Origin of the sequence: Enterobacter genomosp. O, from assembly GCF_001022965.1 — a bacterium.
In the GTDB taxonomy this organism is placed as follows: Bacteria; Pseudomonadota; Gammaproteobacteria; order Enterobacterales; family Enterobacteriaceae; genus Enterobacter; species Enterobacter cloacae_L.
In genome coordinates, this window is the sequence record NZ_LECZ01000027.1 from 960,924 (window position 1) to 984,671 (window position 23,748).

General features: G+C 51.9%; 27 protein-coding genes and 2 pseudogenes. 15 read left to right on the plus strand and 14 right to left on the minus strand.

All coding sequences use genetic code 11. The features are described from left to right. Positions 1-2: 2 nt before the first annotated feature. Positions 3-506, minus strand: a complete 504-nt coding sequence (locus ABR39_RS23365) for a DUF1441 family protein (RefSeq protein ID WP_047348952.1) — start codon at positions 504-506, stop codon at positions 3-5. 273 nt (positions 507-779) lie between these two features. Here ABR39_RS23365 and ABR39_RS25245 point away from each other — a divergent pair, with 273 nt between their 5' ends. After that, a complete protein-coding gene (locus tag ABR39_RS25245; protein WP_072059279.1) occupies positions 780-998 on the plus strand; it encodes a hypothetical protein in 219 nt (72 codons plus the stop codon). A gap of 84 nt (positions 999-1,082) precedes the next feature. On the opposite strand, the gene ABR39_RS26045 is transcribed toward ABR39_RS25245, so the two are convergent. The 8 genes and pseudogenes from ABR39_RS26045 to ABR39_RS23405 all read right to left on the minus strand — a co-directional run bounded on the left by ABR39_RS26045 (position 1,083) and on the right by ABR39_RS23405 (position 4,264). Continuing rightward, on the minus strand, positions 1,083-1,256 hold the full coding sequence (locus tag ABR39_RS26045; protein ID WP_165587298.1) for a hypothetical protein: 174 nt from the start codon (positions 1,254-1,256) through the stop codon (positions 1,083-1,085). 56 nt (positions 1,257-1,312) lie between these two features. Further along, positions 1,313-1,630 carry a hypothetical protein gene (locus tag ABR39_RS23375; RefSeq protein ID WP_047348954.1) on the minus strand — a complete coding sequence of 106 codons (318 nt, stop codon included), beginning with the start codon at positions 1,628-1,630 and terminating at the stop codon, positions 1,313-1,315. Positions 1,631-1,738: 108 nt separating this feature from the next. Beyond that, complete coding sequence (locus ABR39_RS23380; protein WP_047348955.1) at positions 1,739-1,993, minus strand: hypothetical protein; 255 nt, start codon at positions 1,991-1,993, stop codon at positions 1,739-1,741. Between the two features lie 221 nt (positions 1,994-2,214). After that, a complete protein-coding gene (locus tag ABR39_RS26050; RefSeq protein ID WP_240477096.1) occupies positions 2,215-2,445 on the minus strand; it encodes a hypothetical protein in 231 nt (76 codons plus the stop codon). 15 nt (positions 2,446-2,460) lie between these two features. Further along, positions 2,461-2,879, minus strand: a pseudogene (locus ABR39_RS23390) (glycosyltransferase family 2 protein); the annotation flags it as partial. A 511-nt stretch (positions 2,880-3,390) separates the two neighbouring features. Further along, positions 3,391-3,717 (minus strand): annotated as a pseudogene (locus tag ABR39_RS23395) (hypothetical protein); the annotation flags it as partial. Then, entirely contained in the window at positions 3,693-4,007 is a 315-nt protein-coding gene (locus ABR39_RS23400) for a hypothetical protein (protein WP_240477093.1), read from the minus strand. The gene ABR39_RS23400 and the pseudogene ABR39_RS23395, both read right to left, overlap by 25 nt. After that, positions 4,007-4,264, minus strand: a complete 258-nt coding sequence (locus ABR39_RS23405; RefSeq protein WP_023311189.1) for a transcriptional regulator — start codon at positions 4,262-4,264, stop codon at positions 4,007-4,009. Before ABR39_RS23405 ends, ABR39_RS23400 begins: the two co-directional genes overlap by 1 nt. A gap of 94 nt (positions 4,265-4,358) precedes the next feature. Here ABR39_RS23405 and ABR39_RS26300 point away from each other — a divergent pair, with 94 nt between their 5' ends. Then, complete coding sequence (locus ABR39_RS26300) at positions 4,359-4,754, plus strand: hypothetical protein (RefSeq protein ID WP_023311188.1); 396 nt, start codon at positions 4,359-4,361, stop codon at positions 4,752-4,754. Positions 4,755-5,189: 435 nt separating this feature from the next. Here the strand turns inward: ABR39_RS26300 and ABR39_RS23415 are convergent, their stop codons facing one another. Beyond that, complete coding sequence (locus ABR39_RS23415) at positions 5,190-5,444, minus strand: hypothetical protein (RefSeq protein WP_047348958.1); 255 nt, start codon at positions 5,442-5,444, stop codon at positions 5,190-5,192. Positions 5,445-5,872: 428 nt separating this feature from the next. Between ABR39_RS23415 and ABR39_RS23420 the strand changes: the two genes are divergently transcribed. The 8 genes from ABR39_RS23420 to ABR39_RS23455 all read left to right on the plus strand — a co-directional run bounded on the left by ABR39_RS23420 (position 5,873) and on the right by ABR39_RS23455 (position 13,483). Next, positions 5,873-6,145 (plus strand): hypothetical protein, encoded by a 273-nt coding sequence (locus ABR39_RS23420; protein WP_047348959.1) that lies wholly within the window; start codon positions 5,873-5,875, stop codon positions 6,143-6,145. 222 nt (positions 6,146-6,367) lie between these two features. Further along, a complete protein-coding gene (locus tag ABR39_RS23425; protein WP_047348960.1) occupies positions 6,368-8,272 on the plus strand; it encodes a hypothetical protein in 1,905 nt (634 codons plus the stop codon). Then, a complete protein-coding gene (locus ABR39_RS23430) occupies positions 8,193-8,498 on the plus strand; it encodes a DUF4060 family protein (RefSeq protein WP_346417731.1) in 306 nt (101 codons plus the stop codon). The genes ABR39_RS23425 and ABR39_RS23430 overlap by 80 nt, the downstream gene beginning before the upstream one ends. 61 nt (positions 8,499-8,559) lie before the next feature. Then, on the plus strand, positions 8,560-8,775 hold the full coding sequence (gene xisR / locus ABR39_RS23435; protein ID WP_010429804.1) for an excisionase family protein: 216 nt from the start codon (positions 8,560-8,562) through the stop codon (positions 8,773-8,775). Beyond that, positions 8,775-10,061, plus strand: a complete 1,287-nt coding sequence (locus tag ABR39_RS23440) for a site-specific integrase (RefSeq protein WP_047348962.1) — start codon at positions 8,775-8,777, stop codon at positions 10,059-10,061. The genes xisR and ABR39_RS23440 overlap by 1 nt, the downstream gene beginning before the upstream one ends. 73 nt (positions 10,062-10,134) lie before the next feature. Beyond that, positions 10,135-10,806, plus strand: coding sequence for a two-component system response regulator PhoP (gene phoP / locus ABR39_RS23445; RefSeq protein WP_045285019.1), 672 nt, complete (start codon positions 10,135-10,137; stop codon positions 10,804-10,806). Further along, complete coding sequence (gene phoQ / locus ABR39_RS23450; protein WP_047348963.1) at positions 10,807-12,270, plus strand: two-component system sensor histidine kinase PhoQ; 1,464 nt, start codon at positions 10,807-10,809, stop codon at positions 12,268-12,270. It abuts the gene before it with no gap. Positions 12,271-12,361: 91 nt separating this feature from the next. Then, positions 12,362-13,483 carry a cupin domain-containing protein gene (locus ABR39_RS23455; RefSeq protein ID WP_047348964.1) on the plus strand — a complete coding sequence of 374 codons (1,122 nt, stop codon included), beginning with the start codon at positions 12,362-12,364 and terminating at the stop codon, positions 13,481-13,483. 88 nt (positions 13,484-13,571) lie between these two features. Here ABR39_RS23455 and ABR39_RS23460 read toward each other — a convergent pair whose 3' ends face one another. Beyond that, complete coding sequence (locus tag ABR39_RS23460) at positions 13,572-14,063, minus strand: REP-associated tyrosine transposase (RefSeq protein ID WP_047348965.1); 492 nt, start codon at positions 14,061-14,063, stop codon at positions 13,572-13,574. Positions 14,064-14,162: 99 nt separating this feature from the next. Next, entirely contained in the window at positions 14,163-15,386 is a 1,224-nt protein-coding gene (gene pepT / locus ABR39_RS23465; RefSeq protein WP_047348966.1) for a peptidase T, read from the minus strand. Between the two features lie 237 nt (positions 15,387-15,623). Between pepT and potA the strand changes: the two genes are divergently transcribed. From potA to potD, 4 genes are read left to right on the plus strand one after another with little or no spacing between them, the layout of a single operon-like run. Further along, a complete protein-coding gene (gene potA, locus ABR39_RS23470; protein WP_165587305.1) occupies positions 15,624-16,772 on the plus strand; it encodes a spermidine/putrescine ABC transporter ATP-binding protein PotA in 1,149 nt (382 codons plus the stop codon). Then, positions 16,756-17,613 (plus strand): spermidine/putrescine ABC transporter permease PotB, encoded by an 858-nt coding sequence (potB, locus tag ABR39_RS23475; protein ID WP_047348968.1) that lies wholly within the window; start codon positions 16,756-16,758, stop codon positions 17,611-17,613. The genes potA and potB overlap by 17 nt, the downstream gene beginning before the upstream one ends. Then, positions 17,610-18,401: a spermidine/putrescine ABC transporter permease PotC gene (gene potC / locus ABR39_RS23480; RefSeq protein WP_047348969.1), complete on the plus strand. Its 792-nt coding sequence runs from the start codon at positions 17,610-17,612 to the stop codon at positions 18,399-18,401. The genes potB and potC overlap by 4 nt, the downstream gene beginning before the upstream one ends. Further along, on the plus strand, positions 18,398-19,432 hold the full coding sequence (potD, locus tag ABR39_RS23485; RefSeq protein ID WP_047348970.1) for a spermidine/putrescine ABC transporter substrate-binding protein PotD: 1,035 nt from the start codon (positions 18,398-18,400) through the stop codon (positions 19,430-19,432). The genes potC and potD overlap by 4 nt, the downstream gene beginning before the upstream one ends. Positions 19,433-19,479: 47 nt before the next feature. Here the strand turns inward: potD and ABR39_RS23490 are convergent, their stop codons facing one another. After that, positions 19,480-20,709: an EAL and HDOD domain-containing protein gene (locus ABR39_RS23490; protein WP_047348971.1), complete on the minus strand. Its 1,230-nt coding sequence runs from the start codon at positions 20,707-20,709 to the stop codon at positions 19,480-19,482. Between the two features lie 238 nt (positions 20,710-20,947). Here ABR39_RS23490 and ABR39_RS23495 point away from each other — a divergent pair, with 238 nt between their 5' ends. Next, positions 20,948-22,879 (plus strand): methyl-accepting chemotaxis protein, encoded by a 1,932-nt coding sequence (locus ABR39_RS23495; RefSeq protein WP_047348972.1) that lies wholly within the window; start codon positions 20,948-20,950, stop codon positions 22,877-22,879. 45 nt (positions 22,880-22,924) lie between these two features. Here the strand turns inward: ABR39_RS23495 and cobB are convergent, their stop codons facing one another. Further along, on the minus strand, positions 22,925-23,746 hold the full coding sequence (gene cobB / locus ABR39_RS23500) for a Sir2 family NAD+-dependent deacetylase (protein WP_047348973.1): 822 nt from the start codon (positions 23,744-23,746) through the stop codon (positions 22,925-22,927). Positions 23,747-23,748 lie beyond the last annotated feature (2 nt).

Below are 23,748 nucleotides of genomic sequence, written 5' to 3' on the forward strand. Positions count from 1 at the left end.
ATTTACTCCTCTTCTGGCATATCCTCCTGTTCCGGTGAGTCGGCCTGCTCAACTTTGAGGGCTATCTGATCGCGCAGATCGTCAATAACCTGCTGCACCCTGACAACCGCTGCAGGGGTCATGGCGCAATCGCGCTCAAGAATATCGGGTAAAGTTTCCAGTACCTGAACCATCGCTTTCGCCATGGAAGAAAACTCCCTGGTGACTTCGGAGGCCGGGATCAGCTCCCCTGTTTCCCGCTGAAACTTGAGCCGTTCACGCTCCGACTGAAACCAGGCTTTGCGATCGGGAGGTAGCATTTTGTCGACATCCACCAGCTCCGACGGTGTGGTGCTAGTCAGCAGCTCCCGCAAAATATCGGCAATGGCATAAAGCTTAAGTTTCGGATTGCTGCCGGGTGCGGGTTGCACATTTGCCAGCTTGCCTGCGACCGTCTGACGGTGAAGATCGGTAATGGCTGCCAGCTGAGTGATATTCAGCCGGAAATTTTTCAGTTCGTTATCCATGATGGTGAACAAAAAATAGGCATTTCGACATCCTGAAAATCATCAGGACTGAAATATCAAGAGGTTAAACGGATGATGATGAAACCCATAAAATGCAAAAAACTAGACGTTTCCCGCGTGTCGTCGCCCCCTCGGTGTTCCAAATCGCCAGGAGGACCCGTGAAACGTGAATAATATCACGCTAATTTTCAGTAGGTTAACTTGAAAAAACCACCAGTAACCACAAGGTAAACAAGGTCACAATGTTGTGGCGTTCTTTTTGGAAATTTGACTATGCACAAAACTGGCATTCCTAACGGAAGCGACACTTCTTCCGGTACTTACCGCTGCGACGACTGTGGCCACGAAATCACCAAGCCATCCAATACCTCTCTCCAGGTATGTCCGAACAGCAATAAGAAAGACTTCCCGATAAAACACACCAAATTCACCTGGACTTCCCTGAGTGGTCAGGGTGATGCTGAAGCCGATCCTTATCCGAACGGCAGGTAAACTACCAAAGGCGTCCATCCGGACGCCTTCTTTATCTGTCTGCCTTATTTAGCCAGAGAAAACCACCGGACCGCCTGATATGATTCATGCGCCGTATTCTTCCCTCCAGCAGCAGTCCGCGGCATAGATAGATGAAGAAAAGGGAACAACTTCCCAGGAGTTATTCACAGCGATAGTAGCTATTCCTGCTTTATGAAGAAGTTTACAATCTACCGCAGTAAGCGAAGGGCCGCTTGCCACACAGGCAAAAGTATTCATATCACACTCCTGCCAAGCTAATAAAAAAGGCCGCCGAAGCGACCTTTTAAAACTGTTTAGGGCTGTTTAAGCCTTACTGATTTCAGTTCAAGCAATTCCCAATCCTCGCCGGTCTGGAGTTTCACCTCCTCCAGTTTAACCATATAGGTATGATCTTTTGTGTCGCTAACAAGTACAAGATCCACGGTATCTTGTGCCATTTTCATCAGCTCCGCGACATCATTACGGTTAAATTGGTGTCCATTCTTTGAAAAGGTGATGCTTATTCTTCCATCAGACATAGGGGCTGTGTATTCGAAAACAGAAAGCTTACCAAGATTTACTTCCTGCCCTTGTCCATAACGAACCCGAACAACTGTATTTTGATCAATCATAAACCCTCCTTTTTTGGAAGATTTACATTAGCACAGGTCAAAAGTTATTACTGCTGTGTAGCTAACCATTATCAAGCCCACCAGCAGGTGAGCTCTGTAATGATCACTTCAAGCATGGATCCAAAGGAATTTCACAATCCCTACGATACTTGCGAGCACGCCAAAACCGAAAATCAATTGCCCACATACCCCGATCACTCCAGATGTGATCGCACCAATGTTTGTCTGTGCATTCTCATTTATGGCCGCCCCTATTAGGTACATGACCAAACCAATCACGAGAGAGGCAACTATCCAATGTTCTACAGCTAACACTATAATAATACTAATTATTTTATCCAAGCTACTGCTATGATCGTGCATAATTCATTCCATAAAGGGATCAATATGCACACGATTATAGGGGATTTCTGGTTTCGATTTTATGTAAAAATACTACTGTAATACGCATTTAAATATGGCAGTTCGCCTGCCACGCTTTGTTATGCGCCAGGATGTCTTTTTTCGTCTGGCGATCTAGTACATCCCAATCATGAGCGGTTCCGTTAATGGGTCTAACCCAATCGCAAGCAGTGTCCACTACCTCAACCCTTGCGGGTCCAGTCTGTGCGCAACTCGCGATCAACATCGTTATCAGGCATGTGATTAACATTCTGCTGTACATTGCTGGCCTCTTTCGTGACTCCCGCCTTACGTTCTGCCGCGGCAACGGTCGCCGCTGCATTTTCTTCAGTGCGCTGCTGATTGGCTTTTGCCTTTGCCTTACCGCTAACGCGATTGCTGCCAGCAACAAACACGCTGAACGTGACGGCCATCAGCGCAGCAGAACCGGCCATATCATTCAGCTTTTTGCTATCGGCCAGATCCAGAAACTGGTAAGCCAAATGCGGCTCAGGTGATTCGATGTAAGGTAGGTGCCAGTCATCAGCGATAGGCCAAGCATCATCATCCCACAAAAATAGATGCTCGACCCGGCATCCATCAGAGCTGACAGGCTGGCATTCTTCGAAGCAACAATGTCGAGTGATGTTTCATGGCGAAGCAGCTGCACGCCGTCAGGTCCTACCGCGGCCGGTTTCGAACCATCATCTACAACGGCCACCATTGCACCGGCTGGCAGGTGCTTCATGTGCTGTTCAAGCGCACGTTTCAGAACGTCGGCACGCTGATGTGTCGTAATTGCAATGCCGATCCGCGATGAAATTGCGCAGGCGGGTGCATACGGGACACCATCAATAGTGACCTGCATACCTCTCCTTTTAGTGAGATTTATGGCTATATCTACCTGAGGGAATAACCATTAGTTAATGGATCTGTTGTCCGTTGTCACAACAAAAGATGCATTTTGTTTGCAATTTTTTAATGCAGTGTTATTGTCACGCTGCCTTAGAGCAAGAAGCACATAAACAAAACAAAAGATTCAACTCATACTTGCCCCGCACCAGGGGCAATTTTTTTGGCCGAATACTGTCAGACCACATTCTTTTTATTGAATGGGAATTGCAACTGAGGTTTTTCTTCTTGGTGGGTATCAGGTATGCACCTGGAACAGACAAGAGCTTTCAACCTCAGGAAATTCCTAATGCTTTTCGCTTACGCTTGTTGATTACTGGCTGAGTGCCAGGCTACCAAAGACTCTGATGAGGAGACTGCCAACTCCAGGGAATCATCGATATAAAAAGAGCAAGTGAAACTGAGACTCCTGTAGCCCTCCTTGTGAGGGCTTTTTTTGATGTTGCGAAGTCATAATTCATAATTTCTCACCTCCCTTGCGTGACTAATTTCTGATTTGTCCTTTCCAGTTCGATCTGCCTGATAACCGCAAAGTTATTATTGCCCTTCTCAATAATGGCCAGTAGCGGCTTAATCCACAAAACGGCCTGGCAATATGTCATTGAGCTGGCGGCAGCGGCACGATCATCGGTTTCGTCAGGTCGGCCGGTATCGGTGTGCATTGCGCTGGCACGTAAACGGTGCGCGTATTCGAGCAGCCCACCAGCGATATCAGCAGGAACAGGCAGATCACAGGTCTTTTCACGGCGGAGAATCTCCCGGTATTCGATCACGGTTTCTTCAGTGCTGATGCCCGGTAGAGCATGCAGTCTTTCTGCTCCAGCTCGTTATCAATGGCGGTGCGGATGGCATAGCTCAGGGCTTCAGCCTGTTTCAGGTAGTTAGGTGTAGAGTTGCGGAATGCACGCTGAATAATCTGCTTGTTGTTGTGCAGCCGGCGCGCGTACTCGTCCGGATCCGAAACGTCATCCAGTGACTGAAGCAGATCGCCAAAGTGATGCGGGGTTATCAGCTGCGTGACTGTCTTCCAGCCCTTTTCCTGCGCCCAGGACTCCAGCTCACATGCCAGTTTTTTGATTTCCATCAGTCAGTATCCTCCTGAGCTGTTGTGTTATTTTTTGGCTTGTAATCAGGCCAAATTTCAGCCCAATCGCTTGGCCGCATGTCAGAACGAGAAACCTTTCCATCGGTAAAGGTTTCGATAACGATGCATCGACTCGGCGAAATAGCAGCCCGCCCCGTTGCAAGTTGGGAGAGGTAAGATTTCGATATCCCAAGGTGTTGCTCCAGCGCCTTGCGGATCTTTGGCCCACCGGCTTTCAAAAAGTCATTGAGTTGCATAATTGCTCCTGTGTGTTGAGCTGTAAGTTTATAAACCACTAAACATTAATGTCAAGTTTTTGCTTGTTTAGAAATTACTAATCAAAATGACTGAATGGACACAAAAGAAATCAGGCGTAAGCGCCTAGCGGCATGGTTTTCCAGCAGAACCCTGCCGGAGAAAGAGAAGAGCTACCTTTCACAGCTGATCAACGGCAAAGCGTCGTTCGGCGAGAGAGCTGCGCGCCGTATTGAACGAGATTACGGCATGGCTCCTGGTTATCTTGATGAAGAACCTATGGGTGAAGAGATAAGATCCCCTCGCCCATTTGACGCGCGCCATGAAGAACTGCTAGACCTTTTCGACAGCCTTGCTGAATGGGAAAAAGAGCAGCACATGGTAAACCTCAGAGCCCAAGTTAACTCCATAGACAATGAGCTCAAGGCAAGGCTTAAAGGCAAGAGCAAACAAGAAATCCTTCAGATGCTCAAAGACCTCGAAATAGACTAACTCCCCTAAAGACCGCTTGTTGCGGTCTTTTTTTTCTCCAAATTCAACCACATCCAATTTTTCACGCCTTTTTGTTTACTATTAACTTTACATATCGGTTTATTTGCTTATAAACTTAGACCAACAAAACACGCAGTAATCAGTAAACGTTCCGCCTACCCGGCGATAAGGGTGAAAAAGCGAACTGGCAGGATGCCCGCGAAGTAGCCGCCCGGGGCATATGAAGACCGGGATGATTCGCCAGTATGAGTTGAGGAGAGTAAGTGGATAAGAATGTGGAAGAACTTTTTGAAAAGATTGGACGCTTGGAGCTGGCAGCTAAGCGAGGGTTGCAGTTCAACGAAGAGATTAAGCCTCATTTAACACAAGGTCACATTGTCTCCGTTGAATACTGCAACGCGACGTTAAAGCACTGTGCTCTTTTTCGTGGGTGGATTAACGAGTACCTCGGATCATGAGAATTGATTGCTTTTCAGACATGCCGTAACCCTGAACAAACACCTCAATCTCTTCTTCCTCAGTCTCGTTCGTGAAGGTTTCGCCACCAAGACTGTGGAGCTCACCGGATATGACGTGCCCCTTCTCGACGTCATACCCACCGAGCAGCTCAGCGACCGTGAACTCTCCGATTAGGTCACGGATAACGATGTAACCAATGCGGTGCTCATGATGTACGACGACTCCGCGCATGCAAGTTTCCTTCTGGCTGTGTGAGAGCAACCAGAATACCACCGAGCCTGAAGTGGTGAAAAGACAGGCGCACAACATGGAAGCACATTCCACCCTTTCACTAATGGGGATTGGTTTGTTAGCTGGCGGAGTGTGCTTCCAGTTGTGGGCAATCGAAAATTGTAGATGGCTGTTAATAACCTTAATAAGGGATTCATTATGACAGACTTTAATCGTCAACCATCACGGCAACAGGCAGTCCGCCTTAACTGGTTTGAAATAAAACTTCGAAAACTTTGTTATTTGCTTGCTCAAAAAGGCAACCCTGAACTCTGAAGGTTAATAGCGTCGATAAAAACGCAATAACCTGACTGTCATTTAATTATACACGATTAAAAACCATGCCTTAAACGGCAGGGATTCTCTCAAGCTAAAACAAGGTATCTGAAATGAAATTAGAAGTAACAACCATTGAAATGAGTCTGGCAATAGTAAACAAAGAAATTGCGACATTTAATATTAACGGGATTATTTCTGGCGTGGTCCATTTACCATCCTCTGGCCCTGTAACCGTTGTGCTTGATGGCGGCTATGTGCTGGGAGAGTTTCATTGTCCAGTATGCGCTGTTAAGCACATTAGCTTGCTGTCTGTGAAGTTCGCAGTAGCACAGAACGCCTGCTGCATGTCCTATTACGATCACAAACGCCAACTACTTAACTGATATGGATGACATCATTTGTCATTGCGTTGTTTGCTGCCGCGAATATAAAAAATCGGAAATGCACGAAAGGAAAACAGACATATACCCCTTTAAGCGCACGATTTATTTATGTGAGCAATGCAATGAAAAAAGAGAAAAACGTGACGCTTTAAGAAAGGTAAAAAACGGCATCCGCAAGCCATTTCATTCAACATCATTTTTCAAATATTAAGCGAGGTCATTATGTCTGTTGAGTTAAAAGTATTTGGTGGTGCTTATTTCCCAAAAGATAAAGCATTAAAAAAACACCCAGATTTAAAACCGCTTGCAACCGCAGTTAATGCGGCAACAAAAGCCATCGCTGAAGCCGTTATTTTCGGCAAGCTGGCGGCTGAGCACCCTGAACATATTGATGATTATTTTAAAGTGAAAATCTGGGAGCACCGTGATGGTTTGCCGTGCCCTGAGCTTGATGTTTTCTCACCTGAATTTTTCGATACCGTGGCTATCTGGAATGTTAACGCTGGCGAACCAGCTGCGGCGGCACAGCAAGATGCTGATGCAAAGGAAGAATGGGAGGACAACAAAACTCAGGAAGAAATTAAAATCGTTGCGCAGCTCGACCAGACATCCCGCGCAGCTTGTCTGGCACTGTTCGGCCCGGTCCCTGGAATCACTTCAGCGCAGTACGGACAGATCGTCGATCTGAAGAATGATGATGAACCCAGCTTTGCCCGCGAGCTGGCCGAAGCACTATCCAAAGAAACACGATCACTGGCCCTGGCACCGGAACGGCAGGAACAATTACTCGCCTGGGTACGTGAGAACACAAAAGACTCTGCACAGTGGCCGGACATTAAAAAGCAGATCGCCAAATGGATCGATACGCCGATTGAAAAGCGACCTCAGGCTGTTAGCACTACAACCGAAGAAAACCGCACGGACACTGGCTCCACTTTGGGCGGAGGAAACAAGACAGACCGCAGCCCGGATCTGGCACACAACCTGTCTACGCTCAAGATAGAGGTTGCTGTTGCGATTCTGGGCATGTACGACGAGATCGACATTTACGGGATCCCGAATAGATTATTTATTCCGGCGAAAGCCATGGCCGAAGCAGAACAGGATCCCCGCTTTACTGCATGGTGGAAAAAACTGCGCGGCACCCCCGGTATTCTGGATTATTCCCGGGCAGCCATCATCACCTTGATTAAATCGGCTCCGGAAGAACTCTGGCTAGATCCTGTCGCGCTGCGCGAGTACATCAATCGCGAGTTGGTTGAATTTGACCACGCGCACCCGGATCAGAAAACGGTTGATGCGGCTTGCCGCCCAAAATCCCGCGCCACCCCTGAGGTAAACGAAAATGATGAAGCCAAACCGCCTGTACCTGGCGAAACTCAGCCACCAGCAGTTTGCCCTGCCAAAGCTGCGCAACTCGACAAAGAACTCAATGAGGCATTCGCTCAGAGCTCCGCGCCAGTGCAGCAGCCCGCGGACCAGCCGAAGGTGGAGAACCTGGGAGGAGGCGTCTTCTCTGTCGATGCACTGATAAATACTACCCCCTCAAATGAAGTCAAAAAACAGGAAGTACCACCAGCACCAGGCGAACGCGAAATTTCAATTTTGCATGCACTGAATGACCTGATTTCTGGCCGCACCGACATCATGGGGAAAGAAGAGGCAGAGGGAGTGGTGGCATGCACCGGCCAGCTCGTTTCCGATGTTATACCGCTACTGATGGAAGATATCACCGCCACAGAATTTTGCTTGTCTCCTGATTTCACCGACGAGGAGATCCACGACGTGGCCACCACCATGCTGGATAGCTGGTCCGATGAAATTAGCGTTCGTCAGAAAATCGCTCTTGATGCGATCGTGGAATACCGACGACCGGAACCACCAAAATCTTTCGTGCTCGATCCGCTGGCAGTTACTGCAAAGCCCAAAGCAGAGCCCGAACCAGCACCTGAAACAAACGCTCCGCTTTCTTCTGTGACCTACCTGCAGCAGCTGACCATTGCAGCGCTGCAGGGCTTATGTTCCAACCCGGCATATTGCAATCAGTATGAGGAATTACCGGCTATGGCCGCCGGGCTTGCACACAGCGTTATCAACCATCAGGAAGGCTCCTGTGCGTCTGATTAACCGTAGCAAGGGAGACAACATCGGCGGGCCAGCATGCGCCGCCGCGCTCAAATGCAATTTTGAGAAATATGGCGCGCATGGTCGCAGCGACAAGCAGACTTTTTACACCATCAAGTTCCAAGGGAGAAAAATTACGGTTGAGGTTGTTAACCGCCCCCGTAGTTACGTGGCCACGGCAATGACCGGAGCCAGGCATCTCCGGTGCCTCCCTGGCCTTGATCGGTGATTTTTGACAATCAATATACTATCTGCCGCTGCGGTATCGTGGCGGCGTCATGGAGTTAAGCATGGCGCAAATCATTTTTGATGAAGAGTGGATGGTGGCGGGAAAGCTAACTGAAAAAACGGGGCTGGATGACAGGCAAATAAAAGCTTATCGCCTCGGATGCTGGATTGAAGGGGTTCATTTTAAGCGAGTACCCGCGGTACCCGGCGGAGAAAGCAAACGCGCTTTGGTCTGGTACAACTTCCCGCTGATTAATAGATTTATTCAGGAAGCATGATGAACTTTCCAACCGGCGTTGAACTTCACAACGGAAAAATCAGGATCACGTTTACCTATCGCGGCATTCGCTGCCGCGAAGTTCTCCGTGGCTGGGTGGTTAACAGCAGCAACATCAAGAAGGCTGGAAACCTTCGCGCCGTCATCGTGAGTGAGATCCAGTTCGGCCAGTTCGACTACGCGGCGCGCTTTCCTGAATCGAAGGCTCTTAAAAAATTCTCATCAACTAAGCGGATCACGACATTTAAAGAGCTGAGCGATTTTTTCATTGATACAAAGGCACTGGAGGTGTCGGGGGCTACGCTGCATTCACTCACATCTGCCGTTAACACACTGAAACGTGTTGTGGGAGAAAATACTCCCCTGGCTGATATTCAGCACGCCGATATTCTGAATTACCGCAAAGAGCTGCTGACCGGCAGCGTATTAAACCCTTCAATGCCTAATCTGGTTAAAAAGGGACGCGCGCCCTCAACAGTCAATAAACAGATGGCGGTTTTATCAGAAATGCTGAAGCTTGCGAACCGAAGTCAGTTTATATTACACGCTCCTTATGAGGGCGTGTCCAGGCTCAAGCTATCTAAGGCAGACCCCGATCCGCTTCTACTTCATGAGTACCAGGCACTGATTGCCGCCCTCCCCCGAAAACTGGCTTTGATCATCATTGTAGCCGTCCACACGGGAATGAGGCCTGGCGAGATTTGTGCTCTGGCGTGGGAGGATATCGATCTGAGAAAAGGTGAGATTCACGTATCAAGAAGCCTGACGAACAAGCGGGTGTTTGTGCCGCCGAAAACAGATGCAGGTATCAGAACGATTACACTGCTTAAGCCTGCTCATGATGCGCTGCTCGAGCAGTTCGAAATCACCGGCAACAACCCAAGGCAGCAGATCGTTTTCCATCACCGTGAAATTGGCAAAACCGAGCCGCAAAATCTGCGTTTTGTATTTACTCCTGAAAAGAAATCTTCAGTGAATGAGAGCTATTTTTCCAAAAATTCGATTTCGTATGGATGGAAACGGGGCACTAAACTTTCTGGAATACGTGAGAGAAACCCTTATCAGTCCCGACACACATACGCCTGCTGGACACTTATGGCCGGTGCTAACCCTTCCTTTATCGCCAGCCAGATGGGCCATGAGGATGCGCGTATGGTGTACGAGGTTTACTCGAAGTGGATTGGAGATATGGACCAGGATCAGGTCAATATGCTGAATAATCAGATGCCGACTGCAATGCCCCCAAGACGCCCCCAAGGCACTGGTAGCATTAAAAAAGTCATTTAATTTCATGACGCTGGTTTCAAACTACATAATCAGCGTTAAACTATTCATACTATTAATTCTGGGAGAAAAGATGATGCGCGTACTGGTTGTTGAGGATAACGCATTGCTACGCCATCACCTGAAGGTTCAGCTTCAGGAGATGGGACATCAGGTGGACGATGCTGAAGATGCAAAAGAAGCCGATTATTATCTCAATGAACATCTGCCGGATATCGCCATCGTCGATTTAGGGTTGCCTGATGAAGACGGCCTGTCGTTAATTCGTCGCTGGCGCAGCCATGATGTCTCCCTCCCGGTTCTGGTACTGACCGCCCGTGAAGGCTGGCAGGATAAGGTCGAAGTGCTCAGTGCGGGTGCAGACGATTACGTCACCAAGCCGTTTCATATTGAAGAGGTGGCGGCGCGCATGCAGGCGCTGTTACGCCGCAACAGCGGGCTGGCTTCACAGGTTATTTCCATCCCACCTTTCCAGGTCGATCTCTCCCGCCGGGAATTAGCGATCAACGACGAAGTGATCAAGCTAACCGCCTTCGAATACACCATCATGGAAACGCTGATCCGTAACAGCGGCAAGGTGGTGAGCAAAGATTCCTTAATGCTCCAGCTTTATCCTGACGCCGAACTGCGCGAGAGCCATACCATTGATGTGCTGATGGGACGACTGCGTAAGAAAATTCAGGCACAGTACCCACAGGATGTGATTACCACCGTCCGTGGCCAGGGCTACCTGTTCGAATTACGCTAAATGAGACGGATTTTGCGCCATATTTTGCCCCTCTCGCTGCGGGTACGTTTTTTACTGGCAACGGCCGCCGTTGTGCTGGTGCTGTCGCTCTCGTACGGCATGGTCGCCCTGGTGGGCTACAGCGTCAGCTTTGATAAAACGACCTTTCGCCTGTTGCGTGGCGAAAGCAATTTGTTTTATACCCTGGCGAAGTGGGAAAACAACAAAATCACCGTCGAAATGCCGGAAAACCTCAACCAGCAGAGTCCTACACTGGCCCTGATTTATGACGAAAAGGGCAAGTTGCTCTGGGCGCAGCGTGATATTCCCTGGCTGGTCAAAAGCATTCGCCCGGAGTGGCTTAAAACCAACGGGTTTCACGAAATTGAAGCCGATCTCAACACCACCAGCTCGCTGATCCGTGAAGATCGTTCCCTGCAGCAAAAGCTTAACGAGATCCGCGCGGATGATGCCGAAACGGAAATGACGCACTCCGTTGCAATTAACCTCTATCCCGCGACGCTGAACATGCCGCAGCTGACCATCGTGGTGATCGACACCATTCCGGTTGAGCTGAAGCATTCTTATATGGTCTGGAGTTGGTTCATTTACGTTCTGGCTGCGAATTTGCTGCTGGTGATCCCGCTGCTGTGGGTGGCGGCGTGGTGGAGCTTACGCCCCATTGAATCACTGGCGAAAGAGGTTCGCGAGCTGGAGGAACATCATCGCGAGAAGCTTAATCCGGAAACCACCCGCGAGCTCACCAGCCTGGTGCGTAACCTCAACCGCCTGCTGAAAAGCGAACGCGAGCGCTATGATAAATACCGTACCACCCTTACCGATCTTACCCACAGCCTGAAAACGCCGTTGGCCGTTATGCAAAGTACCCTGCGGTCAATGCGCAGCTCAAAGCTAAGCGTCGATGATGCCGAGCCGGTGATGCTGGAACAGATCAGCCGTATTTCCCAGCAAATTGGCTATTATCTGCACCGCGCCAGTATGCGCTCAGGCAGCGCGCTGTTGAGCCGGGAACTGCATCCGGTGGCACCGCTTCTGGATAACCTCACGTCCGCCCTCAACAAGGTGTATCAGCGTAAAGGGGTGAACATCAGCCTCGATATCTCGCCTGAGATAAGCTTTGTTGGTGAGAAAAATGATTTCATGGAAGTGATGGGTAACCTGCTGGATAACGCCTGCAAATACTGCCTGGAATTTGTGGAAGTGTCGGCGCGTCAGACCGATAACGAACTGCATATTATCGTTGAGGATGATGGCCCGGGGATCCCGCGCAATAAACGTGATGTGGTATTCGACCGCGGTCAACGCGCCGATACGCTGCGTCCCGGCCAGGGCGTTGGGCTTACCGTCGCTCGGGAAATTGTTGACCAGTACGACGGAAAAATCGAAACCAGCGAAAGTTTGCTGGGCGGGGCCAGAATGGAGGTCATTTTTGCTCGTCAGCAGCCCACATCGAACGATAGTTAACCCGTTATGTGAAAAATGCGAGGATCTCGCAGCCGGGGGGCCGAGCTTCCGTTATAATCCGAGTCAGTAAGAGCCTGCGGAATAAAAAAATATGGATTATCACTTAACACTTAACTGGCCCGAGTTTATTGAACGTTACTGGCAAAAGCGCCCGGTGGTTCTTAAACGCGGGTTCAGCAATTTTGTCGACCCCATCTCGCCTGACGAACTGGCCGGCCTGGCCATGGAAAACGAAGTCGACAGCCGTCTGGTCAGCCATCAGGACGGGAAATGGCAGGTTAGCCACGGTCCTTTCGAAAGCTACGATCACCTCGGTGAAAACAACTGGTCGCTGCTGGTGCAGGCGGTCAACCACTGGCATGAGCCCACTGCCGCATTAATGCGCCCGTTCCGTGCCCTGCCCGACTGGCGAATGGACGATCTGATGATCTCCTTCTCCGTGCCGGGCGGCGGCGTAGGTCCGCATCTGGACCAGTACGACGTGTTTATCATTCAGGGGACGGGCCGCCGCCGCTGGCGCGTGGGCGAAAAAGTGCCAATGAAACAGCACTGCCCGCATCCTGACCTGCTTCAGGTCGATCCTTTTGAAGGGATCATCGACGAAGAGCTGGAGCCAGGCGATATTCTCTACATTCCGCCGGGATTCCCTCACGAAGGTTACTCCCTGGAAAACTCACTCAACTACTCCGTCGGGTTCCGCGCGCCAAGCGGCCGCGAGATGATCAGCGGATTTGCCGACTATGTTCTGCAGCGCGAGCTGGGCAGCTATCGCTACAGCGATCCGGATGTGCCTGCGCGCGAGCATCCGGCGGATATCCTGCCCGAAGAGCTGGATAAGCTGCGCGGCATGATGCTGGATCTGATCAACGAACCGGAACATTTCCGTCAGTGGTTTGGTGAGTTTATCAGCCAGTCTCGCCATGAGCTGGACGTTGCGCCGCCAGAGCCGCCTTATCAGGCCGACGAGATTTATGATGCCCTCCAGCAGGGCGATAAGCTGGTACGTCTGGGCGGGTTGCGCGTGCTGCGCATTGGTGAAGAGGTCTTCGTTAACGGCGAGAAGCTGGATTCCCCGCACCGTCCGGCGCTGGAAGCCATTGCCAGCCATCTGGTGTTGACTGCCGAGACCTTTGGCGATGCGCTGGAAGACCCGTCCTTCCTCGCGATGCTGGCCGCGCTGGTCAACAGCGGGTACTGGTTCTTTGAGGACTGAGTCGTCAGCATTTGCCGGGTGGCGGCTACGCCTTACCCGGCCTACGATCCGAATGTAGGCCCGGTAAGCGCAGCGCCACCGGGCGTTTTTATCGCCGCTCACCCGCCGCAAAATCCTCGAGCTCTCCGGTCCAATCGACCGAATACAACCCTTCCTGCACATCCCGATGAAACGTTGAATACGGCCAGTCGCTGACCTTACTGACATAGCCATGTTTCACCGGATTGATGTAGATGTAATCCACATGCCGACGGTAGTCCTTTTCGTTACGGACGGTGTGCTCCCAGAAGCGTGGCTGCCAGATATAGCGCATGTCGATGTTGCGGCTAAATGTCTTTTTGATCTCGCGCCAGCGGGCAGAAAAATCACTGTCTCCTGCCGGCAAGGTCCAGATACAGTGCATATGTTCAGGAAGGATGACCCAGGCATTGATTGTAAAAGGCTTTGCACGTTTAACCGCAGCAGTTGCGGCACGGAGGCTATCGATATGACGGGTAAGCAAATCGCTCTGACGGTTTTGCAGATTGACGGTAAAAAACCAGGTGCCGCCGGGAACGTAGTGGCGACGATAGTTTGACATGGGCGCTCCTTGCCTTTGTGCCCGGTGGCGCTTCGCTTACCGGGCCTACAATTTGAACGTAGGCCGGGTAAGGCGCAGCCGCCACCCGGCTTAAAGCGGCTACCGCTTCGCAGTTAACTCCGCTATCCGCACAATCACCTTCACCGCCTTTTCCATGCCTTCGAGGGTGACGAATTCATGTTTACCATGGTAGTTATATCCCCCGGTAAACAGGTTCGGGCACGGTAATCCCATGAATGAAAGCTGCGAACCGTCGGTTCCGCCGCGAATCGGTTTTAATTCCGGTTCAATGTCGCAGTCGCGCATGGCCTGCTGGGCAATATCAAGAATATGCGGATGGGCCATCACCTTCTCACGCATATTGTAATAGCTGTCTTCAATGATCAGCTCGATATAGCAGTCAGGGTGTAACCCTTTGCCCACTTTCTTCGCAATTTCCATCATCTTGCGCTTACGCGCCTCAAAAGCTTTGCGATCGAAATCGCGGATGATGTAGTGCATCTGTGCACTGTCCACGGTGCCTTTAATGCTGGTCAGATGATAGAAACCTTCATACCCTTCGGTCTGTTCAGGGCTCTCTTCCGCCGGGACTTCCGCATGAATTCGCGACGCCAGCGACAACGCGTTCACCATCACGCCTTTCGCCGAACCGGGGTGAACGTTGTTGCCGACAATTTTGATCGTGACGGACGCGGCATTGAAGTTTTCATACTCCAGTTCACCGACGCCGCCGCCGTCAACGGTATAGGCCCACTGCGCGTTGAAGGCTTCCACGTCGAAATGTTTCGCGCCTTTACCGACCTCTTCGTCCGGCGTAAAGGCCACGCGTATATCCCCGTGCGGGATATTTTTCTCTTTCAGCACCGCCAGCGCCGTCATGATTTCGGCTATACCGGCTTTGTCATCGGCACCCAGCAGCGTTTTTCCGTCGGTGGTGATCAGCGTCTGGCCCAGCAGCTGGTGCAGCACCGGGAACATCACGGGAGAGAGCACTTCGTCACCAATGCCCAGCGCAATGTCGCCGCCGCGGTAGTTTTCAACAATCTGCGGGTTCACATGCTTACCGCTAAAATCCGGAGAGGTGTCGACATGGGAGATAAAGCCAATCGCGGGAATGTCGCCCGGGACATTCGCCGGCAGCGTTGCCATCACAGTGCCTTTCTCGCTTAACGTGACGTTGACCAGCCCCATGGCTTCAAGCTGCTCTTTAAGCAGGTTTAATAGCTTCCACTGGCCTTCGGTGCTCGGCACCTGGCGAACACCCGGTTTAGATTGGGTATCCAGCGAAACGTACTGTAAAAAACGCTCAAGTAATTTATCCATGCAGTCACCCTCACTTTTTGTGACAACATTATCAATAAGCATCAAAACGCAAATATTGCGTCAGGTCACTTTTATCCCGCAAACGAGAATATTTTCCGTTTATATCGTTATACGTAAGTAAATGTAGCTTATGAATCAGTGACAAGGATTGGCGATCGCAGGGGATTGCCGTAGAATGTCCGCCCTCATTACGAGTCACCAAGGTGGTTACACACAAACCCCGCTTCAGTCTGCTGCCTGAGGCGTCTATATGGGACAGCGCAAAAATTGAATACACAATCCCGTTCACGTTCGCCGCTGGTGAAACTGGAACGAATTCGTAAAAGTTTTGATGGTAAAGACGTCATTTCCGACCTCAATCTCACCATCAATGACGGTGAGTTTCTTACGCTGCTTGGCCCCTCTGGCTGCGGCAAAACAACCGTACTGCGCCTTATCGCCGGGCTGGAAAGCGTCGATAACGGCCATATCCATCTTGAAAACCAGGACATCACGCGGGTTCCCGCTGAAGATCGCCACGTCAATACCGTCTTTCAGAGCTATGCCCTGTTCCCGCACATGACCGTGTTTGAGAACGTGGCGTTTGGCCTGAGGATGCAAAAAACTCCAGCGAATGAGATCGAGCCGCGCGTCACCGAAGCCCTGCGTATGGTGCAGCTTGAGACGTTTGCACAGCGTAAACCCCATCAGCTTTCCGGCGGCCAGCAGCAGCGTGTGGCCATCGCCCGCGCCGTGGTCAACAAGCCTCGTCTGCTCTTGCTGGATGAATCCCTCTCCGCGCTGGATTATAAGCTGCGCAAGCAGATGCAGAACGAGCTCAAGGCCCTGCAGCGCAAGCTCGGCATTACCTTCGTCTTCGTCACCCACGATCAGGAAGAGGCCCTGACCATGTCCGACCGCATCGTGGTGATGCGCGACGGCAAAATCGAGCAGGACGGCACGCCGCGTGAAATTTACGAAGAGCCGAAAAACCTGTTTGTGGCCAGCTTCATTGGTGAGATCAACCTCTTCAACGCCACGGTAATTGAACGCCTGGACGACCAGCGCGTGCGGGCCAACGTTGAAGGTCGCGAGTGCAATATCACGGTGAATTTCCCGGTCGAAAAGGGACAAAAGCTCAACGTTCTGCTGCGCCCGGAAGATCTGCGCGTCGACGAAATTCACGGCAACACCGAGGCCGAAGGACTCATCGGCTATATTCGCGAGCGCAACTACAAAGGGATGACGCTGGAATCCGTCGTCGAGCTAGAGAACGGCAAAATGGTGATGGTCAGCGAGTTCTTTAACGAGGACGACCCTGACTTCGACCACTCTCTCGACCAGAAAATGGTTATCAACTGGGTAGAAAGCTGGGAGGTTGTGCTGGCTGATGAAGAACACAAGTAAGTTCCAGAATGTGGTGATTGCCACGATCGTCGGTTGGCTTGTGCTCTTTGTCTTTTTACCCAACCTGATGATCATCGCCACCAGCTTCCTGACCCGCGATGATACAAACTTCGTGAAGCTGGTCTTTACGCTGGATAACTACGCGCGCCTGCTCGATCCGCTCTATTTTGACGTGCTGCTGCACTCGCTCAATATGGCGCTGATTGCCACCGCTGCCTGTCTGGTGCTGGGCTACCCTTTCGCGTGGTTTCTGGCGAAACTGCCGCAGAAGGTGCGCCCGCTGCTGCTGTTTTTACTGATTGTGCCGTTCTGGACCAACTCGTTAATTCGCATCTACGGGCTGAAAATTTTCCTCAGCACCAAAGGCTATCTCAACGCGTTTCTGCTGTGGCTGGGGGTGATTGATACCCCGATACGCATCATGTTTACCCCGAGCGCGGTGATTGTGGGTCTGGTCTATATCCTGCTGCCGTTTATGGTGATGCCGCTCTACTCGAGTATTGAGAAGCTGGATAAACCGCTGCTGGAAGCGGCAAAAGATTTGGGTGCCAGCAAGCTTCAGACGTTTATCCGCATTATCATCCCGCTGACCATGCCCGGCATTATCGCGGGTTGTCTGTTGGTGATGCTCCCGGCGATGGGCCTGTTCTACGTGTCTGACCTGATGGGCGGCGCGAAAAACCTGCTTATTGGGAATGTGATTAAAAGTCAGTTCCTCAACATTCGCGACTGGCCGTTCGGATCCGCGACCAGCATTACGCTAACGGTGGTGATGGGTCTGATGCTGCTGGTTTACTGGCGCGCGTCACGGCTGCTGAACAAGAAGGTGGAACTCGAATGATCGGTCGACTGCTTCGCGGCGGTTTTATGACCGCCATTTACGCTTACCTTTATATCCCGATTATCATTTTGATCGTGAACTCGTTTAACAGCTCGCGCTTCGGCATCAGCTGGCAGGGCTTTACCACCGACTGGTATAGCCTGCTGATGAACAATGACAGCCTGCTGCAGGCGGCGCAGCACTCGCTGACGATGGCGATTTTCTCCGCCACCTTCGCCACGCTGATTGGCTCACTGACCGCAGTGGCGCTGTATCGCTATCGCTTTCGCGGCAAACCGTTCGTCAGCGGCATGCTGTTTGTGGTGATGATGTCGCCGGACATCGTGATGGCCATTTCGCTGCTGGTGCTGTTTATGCTGCTGGGCGTGCAGCTTGGCTTCTGGTCACTGCTGTTCTCGCATATCACCTTCTGCCTGCCATTCGTGGTGGTGACGGTCTTTGCACGCCTGAAGGGGTTCGACGTGCGCATGCTGGAGGCGGCGAAAGATTTGGGTGCCAGCGAGATGATCATTCTGCGCAAAATCATCCTGCCGCTGGCGATGCCCGCCGTCGCGGCGGGATGGCTGCTCAGCTTCACGTTGTCGATGGATGACGTGGTGGTCTCCTCCTTCGTGACGGGCCCGAGCTACGAAATTCTGCCACTGAAAATTTACTCGATGGTAAAAGTCGGCGTCTCGCCTGAGGTGAACGCGCTGGCGACCATTCTGCTGGTGTTCTCGCTGGTGCTGGTCATTGCCAGCCAGCTTATTGCTCGTGATAAAACAAAATCTCAGGGGACAATGAAATGAAAAAAATGCTCGCCGCTGCGGCACTGGTACTTGGCATGGGTGCCGCACACGCCGATGACGGCAAAACGCTCTACTTCTACAACTGGACCGAGTACGTGCCGCCGGGCCTGCTGGAACAGTTCACGAAGGAGACGGGTATCAAGGTTATCTACTCGACCTACGAGTCGAATGAAACCATGTACGCCAAGCTGAAAACGTACAAAGACGGCGCGTACGATCTGGTCGTTCCTTCCACCTATTTTGTCGACAAAATGCGCAAAGAGGGGATGATTCAGAAGATCGATAAAACGAAGCTAACCAATTTTTCAAATCTCGATCCAGAGATGCTTAATAAACCGTTCGATCCCAATAACGACTACTCCATCCCGTATATCTGGGGCGCGACCGCGATTGGCGTCAACGGCGATGCCCTCGATCCTAAAACGGTCACCAGCTGGGCCGACCTGTGGAAACCGGAATACAAAGGGAGCCTGTTGTTAACCGACGACGCGCGTGAAGTTTTCCAGGTCGCGCTGCGCAAGCTGGGCTACTCAGGCAACACGACGGATCCAAAAGAGATTGAAGCGGCGTATAACGAGCTGAAAAAGCTGATGCCTAACGTGGCGGCGTTCAACTCTGATAACCCGGCAAACCCGTATATGGAAGGTGAAGTGAATCTGGGAATGGTGTGGAACGGCTCCGCGTACGTGGCCCGCCAGGCCGGCACGCCGCTTGAGGTGGTCTGGCCGAAGGAAGGCGGGATCTTCTGGATGGATAGCCTCGCCATCCCTGCCAACGCGAAAAACGTGGACGGTGCGATGAAGCTGATTAACTTCCTGCTGCGCCCGGACGTGGCGAAACAGGTTGCCGAGACGATTGGCTACCCGACGCCAAACCTGGCCGCGCGCAAGCTGCTGAAGCCGGAAGTGGCTAACGATAAATCCCTTTATCCGGATGCCCAGACCATCAGCAAAGGTGAATGGCAGAATGACGTCGGCGACGCCAGCCGGCTCTACGAAGAGTATTACCAAAAATTAAAAGCGGGCCGATAAACGGTATCGCGCTCTTCCTCACGCCGCCTGGACGGCGTGAGGAAGGATTAACTGGCCGCATTCTCCCCAGCCCAGATCGTTGCCCTTCTCATCGCCTCCACCACGTCCTCATCGGACAGACCCAGCGCCTGACGGATTCGGGTTGCTTCGTCCCACTGCTGCTGTTCATAGTAACGGCAAAGGCTGATCATATCGGCTAACCGTCCCTCCTGATGGCACAGCGCGTTGCTCACGCTCTGCGGAACCGCAATTTGCTTCATCAGCTCTGCCATCGGCAGTTCAAGCAGGGTATCGAGCAGTGAAAACAGGCCGCACATGAATGCATTTTCAGCCAGCGTCGGTTCGTTGATGGTCTCTGCAATCAGCTCGCAGAACTTACCGCGCATCATGCTCAACGGATAAAGCTCGCTGACGGTGTCATTGCCCGCGCTTGCCAGGACCACGACGGCAACAAACCGCCTCAGCTGGTTTTCTCCGAGGTATCTGAGCACCTCACTCAGGGTTAACTTGCTGAAATTACAGGCACCGATATGCTTAAATGCGGTGTGCTTCATGTAGCGCATGATTTTCCAGGAGAGCGTAAGATCGGTTTTTATCAACGACTCGATAATCCGAAAATCAGGTTTATTGCGCCCAACTTCCATTTGCAGGCGGAAAATCGCCAGCTGGTTTTGCGATAGCCGTTTATATTTAATGACCTCCGGACGGCAGAAAAAATAGCCCTGAAATAGAGAAAAACCTTCTTTCCTGTATTGTTCGAATTCCTCTTTAGTCTCAACTTTTTCAGCTAGATATTTAATATGCCCGGTCAGATTATTACGTTCTTTCAGATACGCTTTAATTTGCGCTAAGGAATAATTTCTGACATCGAATTTCAGTATCGAAATATAGGGTAAAAAAGCATCCCATTCAGGTGCAAGGGTGAAATCATCAAGCGCAAACTGATAGCCGTGCGCATTCATCTCCTTGACGGCCTGCAGCAGCTCCGCCCCCGGCACCGCATCTTCAAGGATCTCAATGACCACGCTCTCTTTATCGAGCGCTTCACCACTGCGGTCGATGACCATTCTTGACGGGAAATTAATAAACGACGTATGTGTGCCTGCGATGCGCTGGGACGGCACGCATAAAAACTGGTCCGATATCATTCTGGATGTGGCATATTCCGCTGACACATCCGGAAAACGGTTTGTCATCCCATCTCTGAAGAGCAGCTCATAGGCCACCGTCTTCATCTCAGGGTTAAAAATGGGTTGTCGCGCGATAAATCCGTACATATCCCATCCTCCTCTACAACTTTATATTTATTAGCATCCTCTTTCTACACCACGATAACGAGCATTATCGAGCGCTATTTTGATTGAATGCACAAAATAAAAGCATCCACACTAATTAACGGGATTTAATATTATGGAAATTTAAATTAAATATATCCGGCGCTCTACAAAAAGAGAACGAAATATCCGATAAGTACTGAGTGCCTGCCCGACATGCACGCCATTACGGGAGATGAGAATGAAAGACGCCATGGTCCAGAAACAAAAAATAAGAGTCAAGACGTTGATGCTATTGTCCATTTTCCTCACCGTGACGGTGGGCTTTACGGCAACGATCGGGTTTATGATGTGGCAGTGGATGGCGCAGCAGGAGGTTCTGGCCAAAAAGCATATTCGTCAAATTGCCGAGGTGCAATCGTTGCACGTCAGCAAACAGCTGGATTCCGCCCTGGCTGCCGCTCGGGATATGGGCAACAGCGCCCTGGCGCTGCGAGAGGCGGGCGTGAGCGATCGTCAGAGCCTTAACCAACTGCTCATCCACTACCTCTCCGCTCACCCACAGTTTCTCTCCATGTCGATGGCCTTTGAGCCTAACGCGTTCGACGATAAAGATGCTACCCTGGCCGGTCAAAGCGGTGAAGATCCTGCCGGGCGTTACGCCCGCTACGTCGACCGCGACGCATCCGGCAAACCGGCATTACACCTGCTGACGGACATCGAAACGCCCGGCAGTGGGGATTACTATCTGCTGCCGAAACAACGGCATAAAGACGTGATCATCGAGCCCTATATTTACCCCTACAACGGCGTAGACGTGATGCTCACCTCGATTGCCGCCCCCATCATGCGTGACGGTCAGTTCCTGGGGTCGGTCACCTCTGACTTCTCCCTGGCTACGCTGCAATCCACGATCGGGGCGATTAAACCGTGGAACGGCACAGGCTACGCCCTGCTCCTTTCAGCCGGTAACAACGTGGTGTCCAGCCCGGACAAACGTGCGGCAGGCAAGCCTTACGCGGGCCAGATTGCGGGTCATGAGGTTATACGAGCTAACGATCCGCTGCTGAATGAAGAGGTGTTTATCACCTGGCAGGAGATCGCCGTCGGTAACAGCCAGACGCCGTGGAAACTCGCCATTGTCACCCCGGTCAGCGAAGTCATGGCCGAAGCGCGCGCATTTTTACTGAAAGCCATCATCCTGATGGTGTTAAGCATCGTTGCGGTGAGCCTGGTGATGGCCCAGATCTTTACCCGCAAAGTTGACCGTCCTGTTGGAGGGGAACCTTCGGAGGCCGCCGGGATCGCCCTGGCCGTTGCCCGAGGTGATCTGAACAACACCATCCCGGTTCGCTCCGGGGATACCCACAGCATTTTTTATGCTCTGCACACCATGCAGACGCAGCTCAAGCGCATCGTCGACAACATCAGAGAGGCCAGCCATTCCGTGCACGGCGGCACCAGCGAAATTTCGGCGGGCAACCTTGACCTCGCCTCACGTACCGAAGAACAGGCTGCGGCGATTGTTGAAACGGCAGCCAGCATGGAAGAGATTTCGGTCACGGTGAAGAATAATGCCGACAACGCGCACAAAGCCACCACGCTGACCGATCGCGCCGCGAGCCTCGCCGGGCATGGCGAAACGCTGGTGAACGACGTGGTCGTTGTGATCGGAGAGATTGATGAGAGCGCGCGTAAGATCGGTGAGATTAACAGCATCGTCGACGGCATCGCCTTCCAGACCAATATCCTGGCGCTGAATGCTGCCGTTGAAGCGGCGCGCGCGGGCGAACAGGGGCGCGGTTTTGCGGTGGTGGCTGGCGAAGTTCGCAACCTTGCCCAGCGAAGCGCTAACGCGGCAAAAGAGATCTCTCAATTGATTGCCGAGTCCTCAGGCCGCGTCAGCAAAGGCGTTGAGCTGGTCAATGAAACCGGCGTGATGATGAAGCAAGTGATTGAGGCGGTGTCGCACGTACATCTGGTCATCAACGATATTGTTCAGGCGCTGGACGAGCAGAATCGGGGGATTAGCCAGGTCAGCACCGCCGTTAATCAGATGGACAGCACAACCCAGCAGAACGCCTCTTTGGTTCAGCAGATCTCTGCGGCGGCGCTCTCACTGGATGAGCAGGCTAAATCGCTGGAGAAAACGCTGGCGTTCTTTCATTCATAAATAATAAGGCACCCGCAGAACGGGTGCCTTTTCACGCGATTGCCGTTACAGCCCTTTCAGCAGCTTGTCGACAAACTCCGGGACGACCGCGCTTGCCAGGCCGTAGTGTTTCTCTTCAAACTCGCTGCCCACCTGGCTGGGTTCGAGGTTGAGTTCTACCGTATGCGCACCGTGCAGCCGCGCTTCGTGAACAAACCCCGCAGCCGGGTAAACGTGGCCGGATGTGCCAATCGCGATAAATACGTCAGCCATCGCCAGCGCGCTGTAGATCTCATCCATGCCCAGCGGCATTTCGCCAAACCAGACCACGTGCGGTCGCAGGCGCGACGGGAACTGGCAGCAGTGGCATTTATCCTCTGGCAGCACATCCTCTTTCCAGTCCAGAACCTGACCGCTCCACGCGCAGCGAACTTTGAGCAGCTCACCGTGCATATGGATGATGTTCTTGTTGCCGGCACGCTCGTGCAGGTTGTCGATATTCTGCGTCACCAGCAGAAAACGATCGCCCAGCGCCTCTTCCAGCTTCGCCAGCGCCAGATGCGCCGCATTCGGGGCAATCTCTGGCTGAAGAAGCTGGCGACGGCGGGCATTGTAGAACGCCTGCACGAGATCCGGATCGCGAGCAAAGCCCTCCGGCGTGGCCACATCCTCCACGCGGTGCTCTTCCCACAACCCGTCCGCCGCGCGGAAGGTTCGAATTCCTGACTCGGCGGAGATCCCCGCCCCGGTCAGCACCACCACTCTGGGTTTATCCATCGCTTCTGGCATCATTCTGTCTCTGAAAAAGATCCGCTGGCGCAAGCGCTCACGTAAGCGGCGTTTATTTTTGCGAAAACGGCTGAGTCGACCCTGGCGACGCGACAGCATAG

Bases quoted from the DNA above. Each gene is read 5' to 3' on its own strand.
- ABR39_RS23365 (WP_047348952.1), bottom strand. From the start codon at position 506: ATGGATAACGAACTGAAAAATTTCCGGCTGAATATCACTCAGCTGGCA.
- ABR39_RS25245 (WP_072059279.1), top strand. From the start codon at position 780: ATGCACAAAACTGGCATTCCTAACGGAAGCGACACTTCTTCCGGTACT.
- ABR39_RS26045 (WP_165587298.1), bottom strand. From the start codon at position 1,256: ATGAATACTTTTGCCTGTGTGGCAAGCGGCCCTTCGCTTACTGCGGTA.
- ABR39_RS23375 (WP_047348954.1), bottom strand. From the start codon at position 1,630: ATGATTGATCAAAATACAGTTGTTCGGGTTCGTTATGGACAAGGGCAG.
- ABR39_RS23380 (WP_047348955.1), bottom strand. From the start codon at position 1,993: ATGCACGATCATAGCAGTAGCTTGGATAAAATAATTAGTATTATTATA.
- ABR39_RS26050 (WP_240477096.1), bottom strand. From the start codon at position 2,445: ATGGCCGTCACGTTCAGCGTGTTTGTTGCTGGCAGCAATCGCGTTAGC.
- ABR39_RS23400 (WP_240477093.1), bottom strand. From the start codon at position 4,007: ATGGAAATCAAAAAACTGGCATGTGAGCTGGAGTCCTGGGCGCAGGAA.
- ABR39_RS23405 (WP_023311189.1), bottom strand. From the start codon at position 4,264: ATGCAACTCAATGACTTTTTGAAAGCCGGTGGGCCAAAGATCCGCAAG.
- ABR39_RS26300 (WP_023311188.1), top strand. From the start codon at position 4,359: ATGGACACAAAAGAAATCAGGCGTAAGCGCCTAGCGGCATGGTTTTCC.
- ABR39_RS23415 (WP_047348958.1), bottom strand. From the start codon at position 5,444: ATGCGCGGAGTCGTCGTACATCATGAGCACCGCATTGGTTACATCGTT.
- ABR39_RS23420 (WP_047348959.1), top strand. From the start codon at position 5,873: ATGAAATTAGAAGTAACAACCATTGAAATGAGTCTGGCAATAGTAAAC.
- ABR39_RS23425 (WP_047348960.1), top strand. From the start codon at position 6,368: ATGTCTGTTGAGTTAAAAGTATTTGGTGGTGCTTATTTCCCAAAAGAT.
- ABR39_RS23430 (WP_346417731.1), top strand. From the start codon at position 8,193: ATGAGGAATTACCGGCTATGGCCGCCGGGCTTGCACACAGCGTTATCA.
- xisR (WP_010429804.1), top strand. From the start codon at position 8,560: ATGGCGCAAATCATTTTTGATGAAGAGTGGATGGTGGCGGGAAAGCTA.
- ABR39_RS23440 (WP_047348962.1), top strand. From the start codon at position 8,775: ATGAACTTTCCAACCGGCGTTGAACTTCACAACGGAAAAATCAGGATC.
- phoP (WP_045285019.1), top strand. From the start codon at position 10,135: ATGCGCGTACTGGTTGTTGAGGATAACGCATTGCTACGCCATCACCTG.
- phoQ (WP_047348963.1), top strand. From the start codon at position 10,807: ATGAGACGGATTTTGCGCCATATTTTGCCCCTCTCGCTGCGGGTACGT.
- ABR39_RS23455 (WP_047348964.1), top strand. From the start codon at position 12,362: ATGGATTATCACTTAACACTTAACTGGCCCGAGTTTATTGAACGTTAC.
- ABR39_RS23460 (WP_047348965.1), bottom strand. From the start codon at position 14,063: ATGTCAAACTATCGTCGCCACTACGTTCCCGGCGGCACCTGGTTTTTT.
- pepT (WP_047348966.1), bottom strand. From the start codon at position 15,386: ATGGATAAATTACTTGAGCGTTTTTTACAGTACGTTTCGCTGGATACC.
- potB (WP_047348968.1), top strand. From the start codon at position 16,756: ATGAAGAACACAAGTAAGTTCCAGAATGTGGTGATTGCCACGATCGTC.
- potC (WP_047348969.1), top strand. From the start codon at position 17,610: ATGATCGGTCGACTGCTTCGCGGCGGTTTTATGACCGCCATTTACGCT.
- potD (WP_047348970.1), top strand. From the start codon at position 18,398: ATGAAAAAAATGCTCGCCGCTGCGGCACTGGTACTTGGCATGGGTGCC.
- ABR39_RS23490 (WP_047348971.1), bottom strand. From the start codon at position 20,709: ATGTACGGATTTATCGCGCGACAACCCATTTTTAACCCTGAGATGAAG.
- ABR39_RS23495 (WP_047348972.1), top strand. From the start codon at position 20,948: ATGAAAGACGCCATGGTCCAGAAACAAAAAATAAGAGTCAAGACGTTG.
- cobB (WP_047348973.1), bottom strand. From the start codon at position 23,746: ATGCTGTCGCGTCGCCAGGGTCGACTCAGCCGTTTTCGCAAAAATAAA.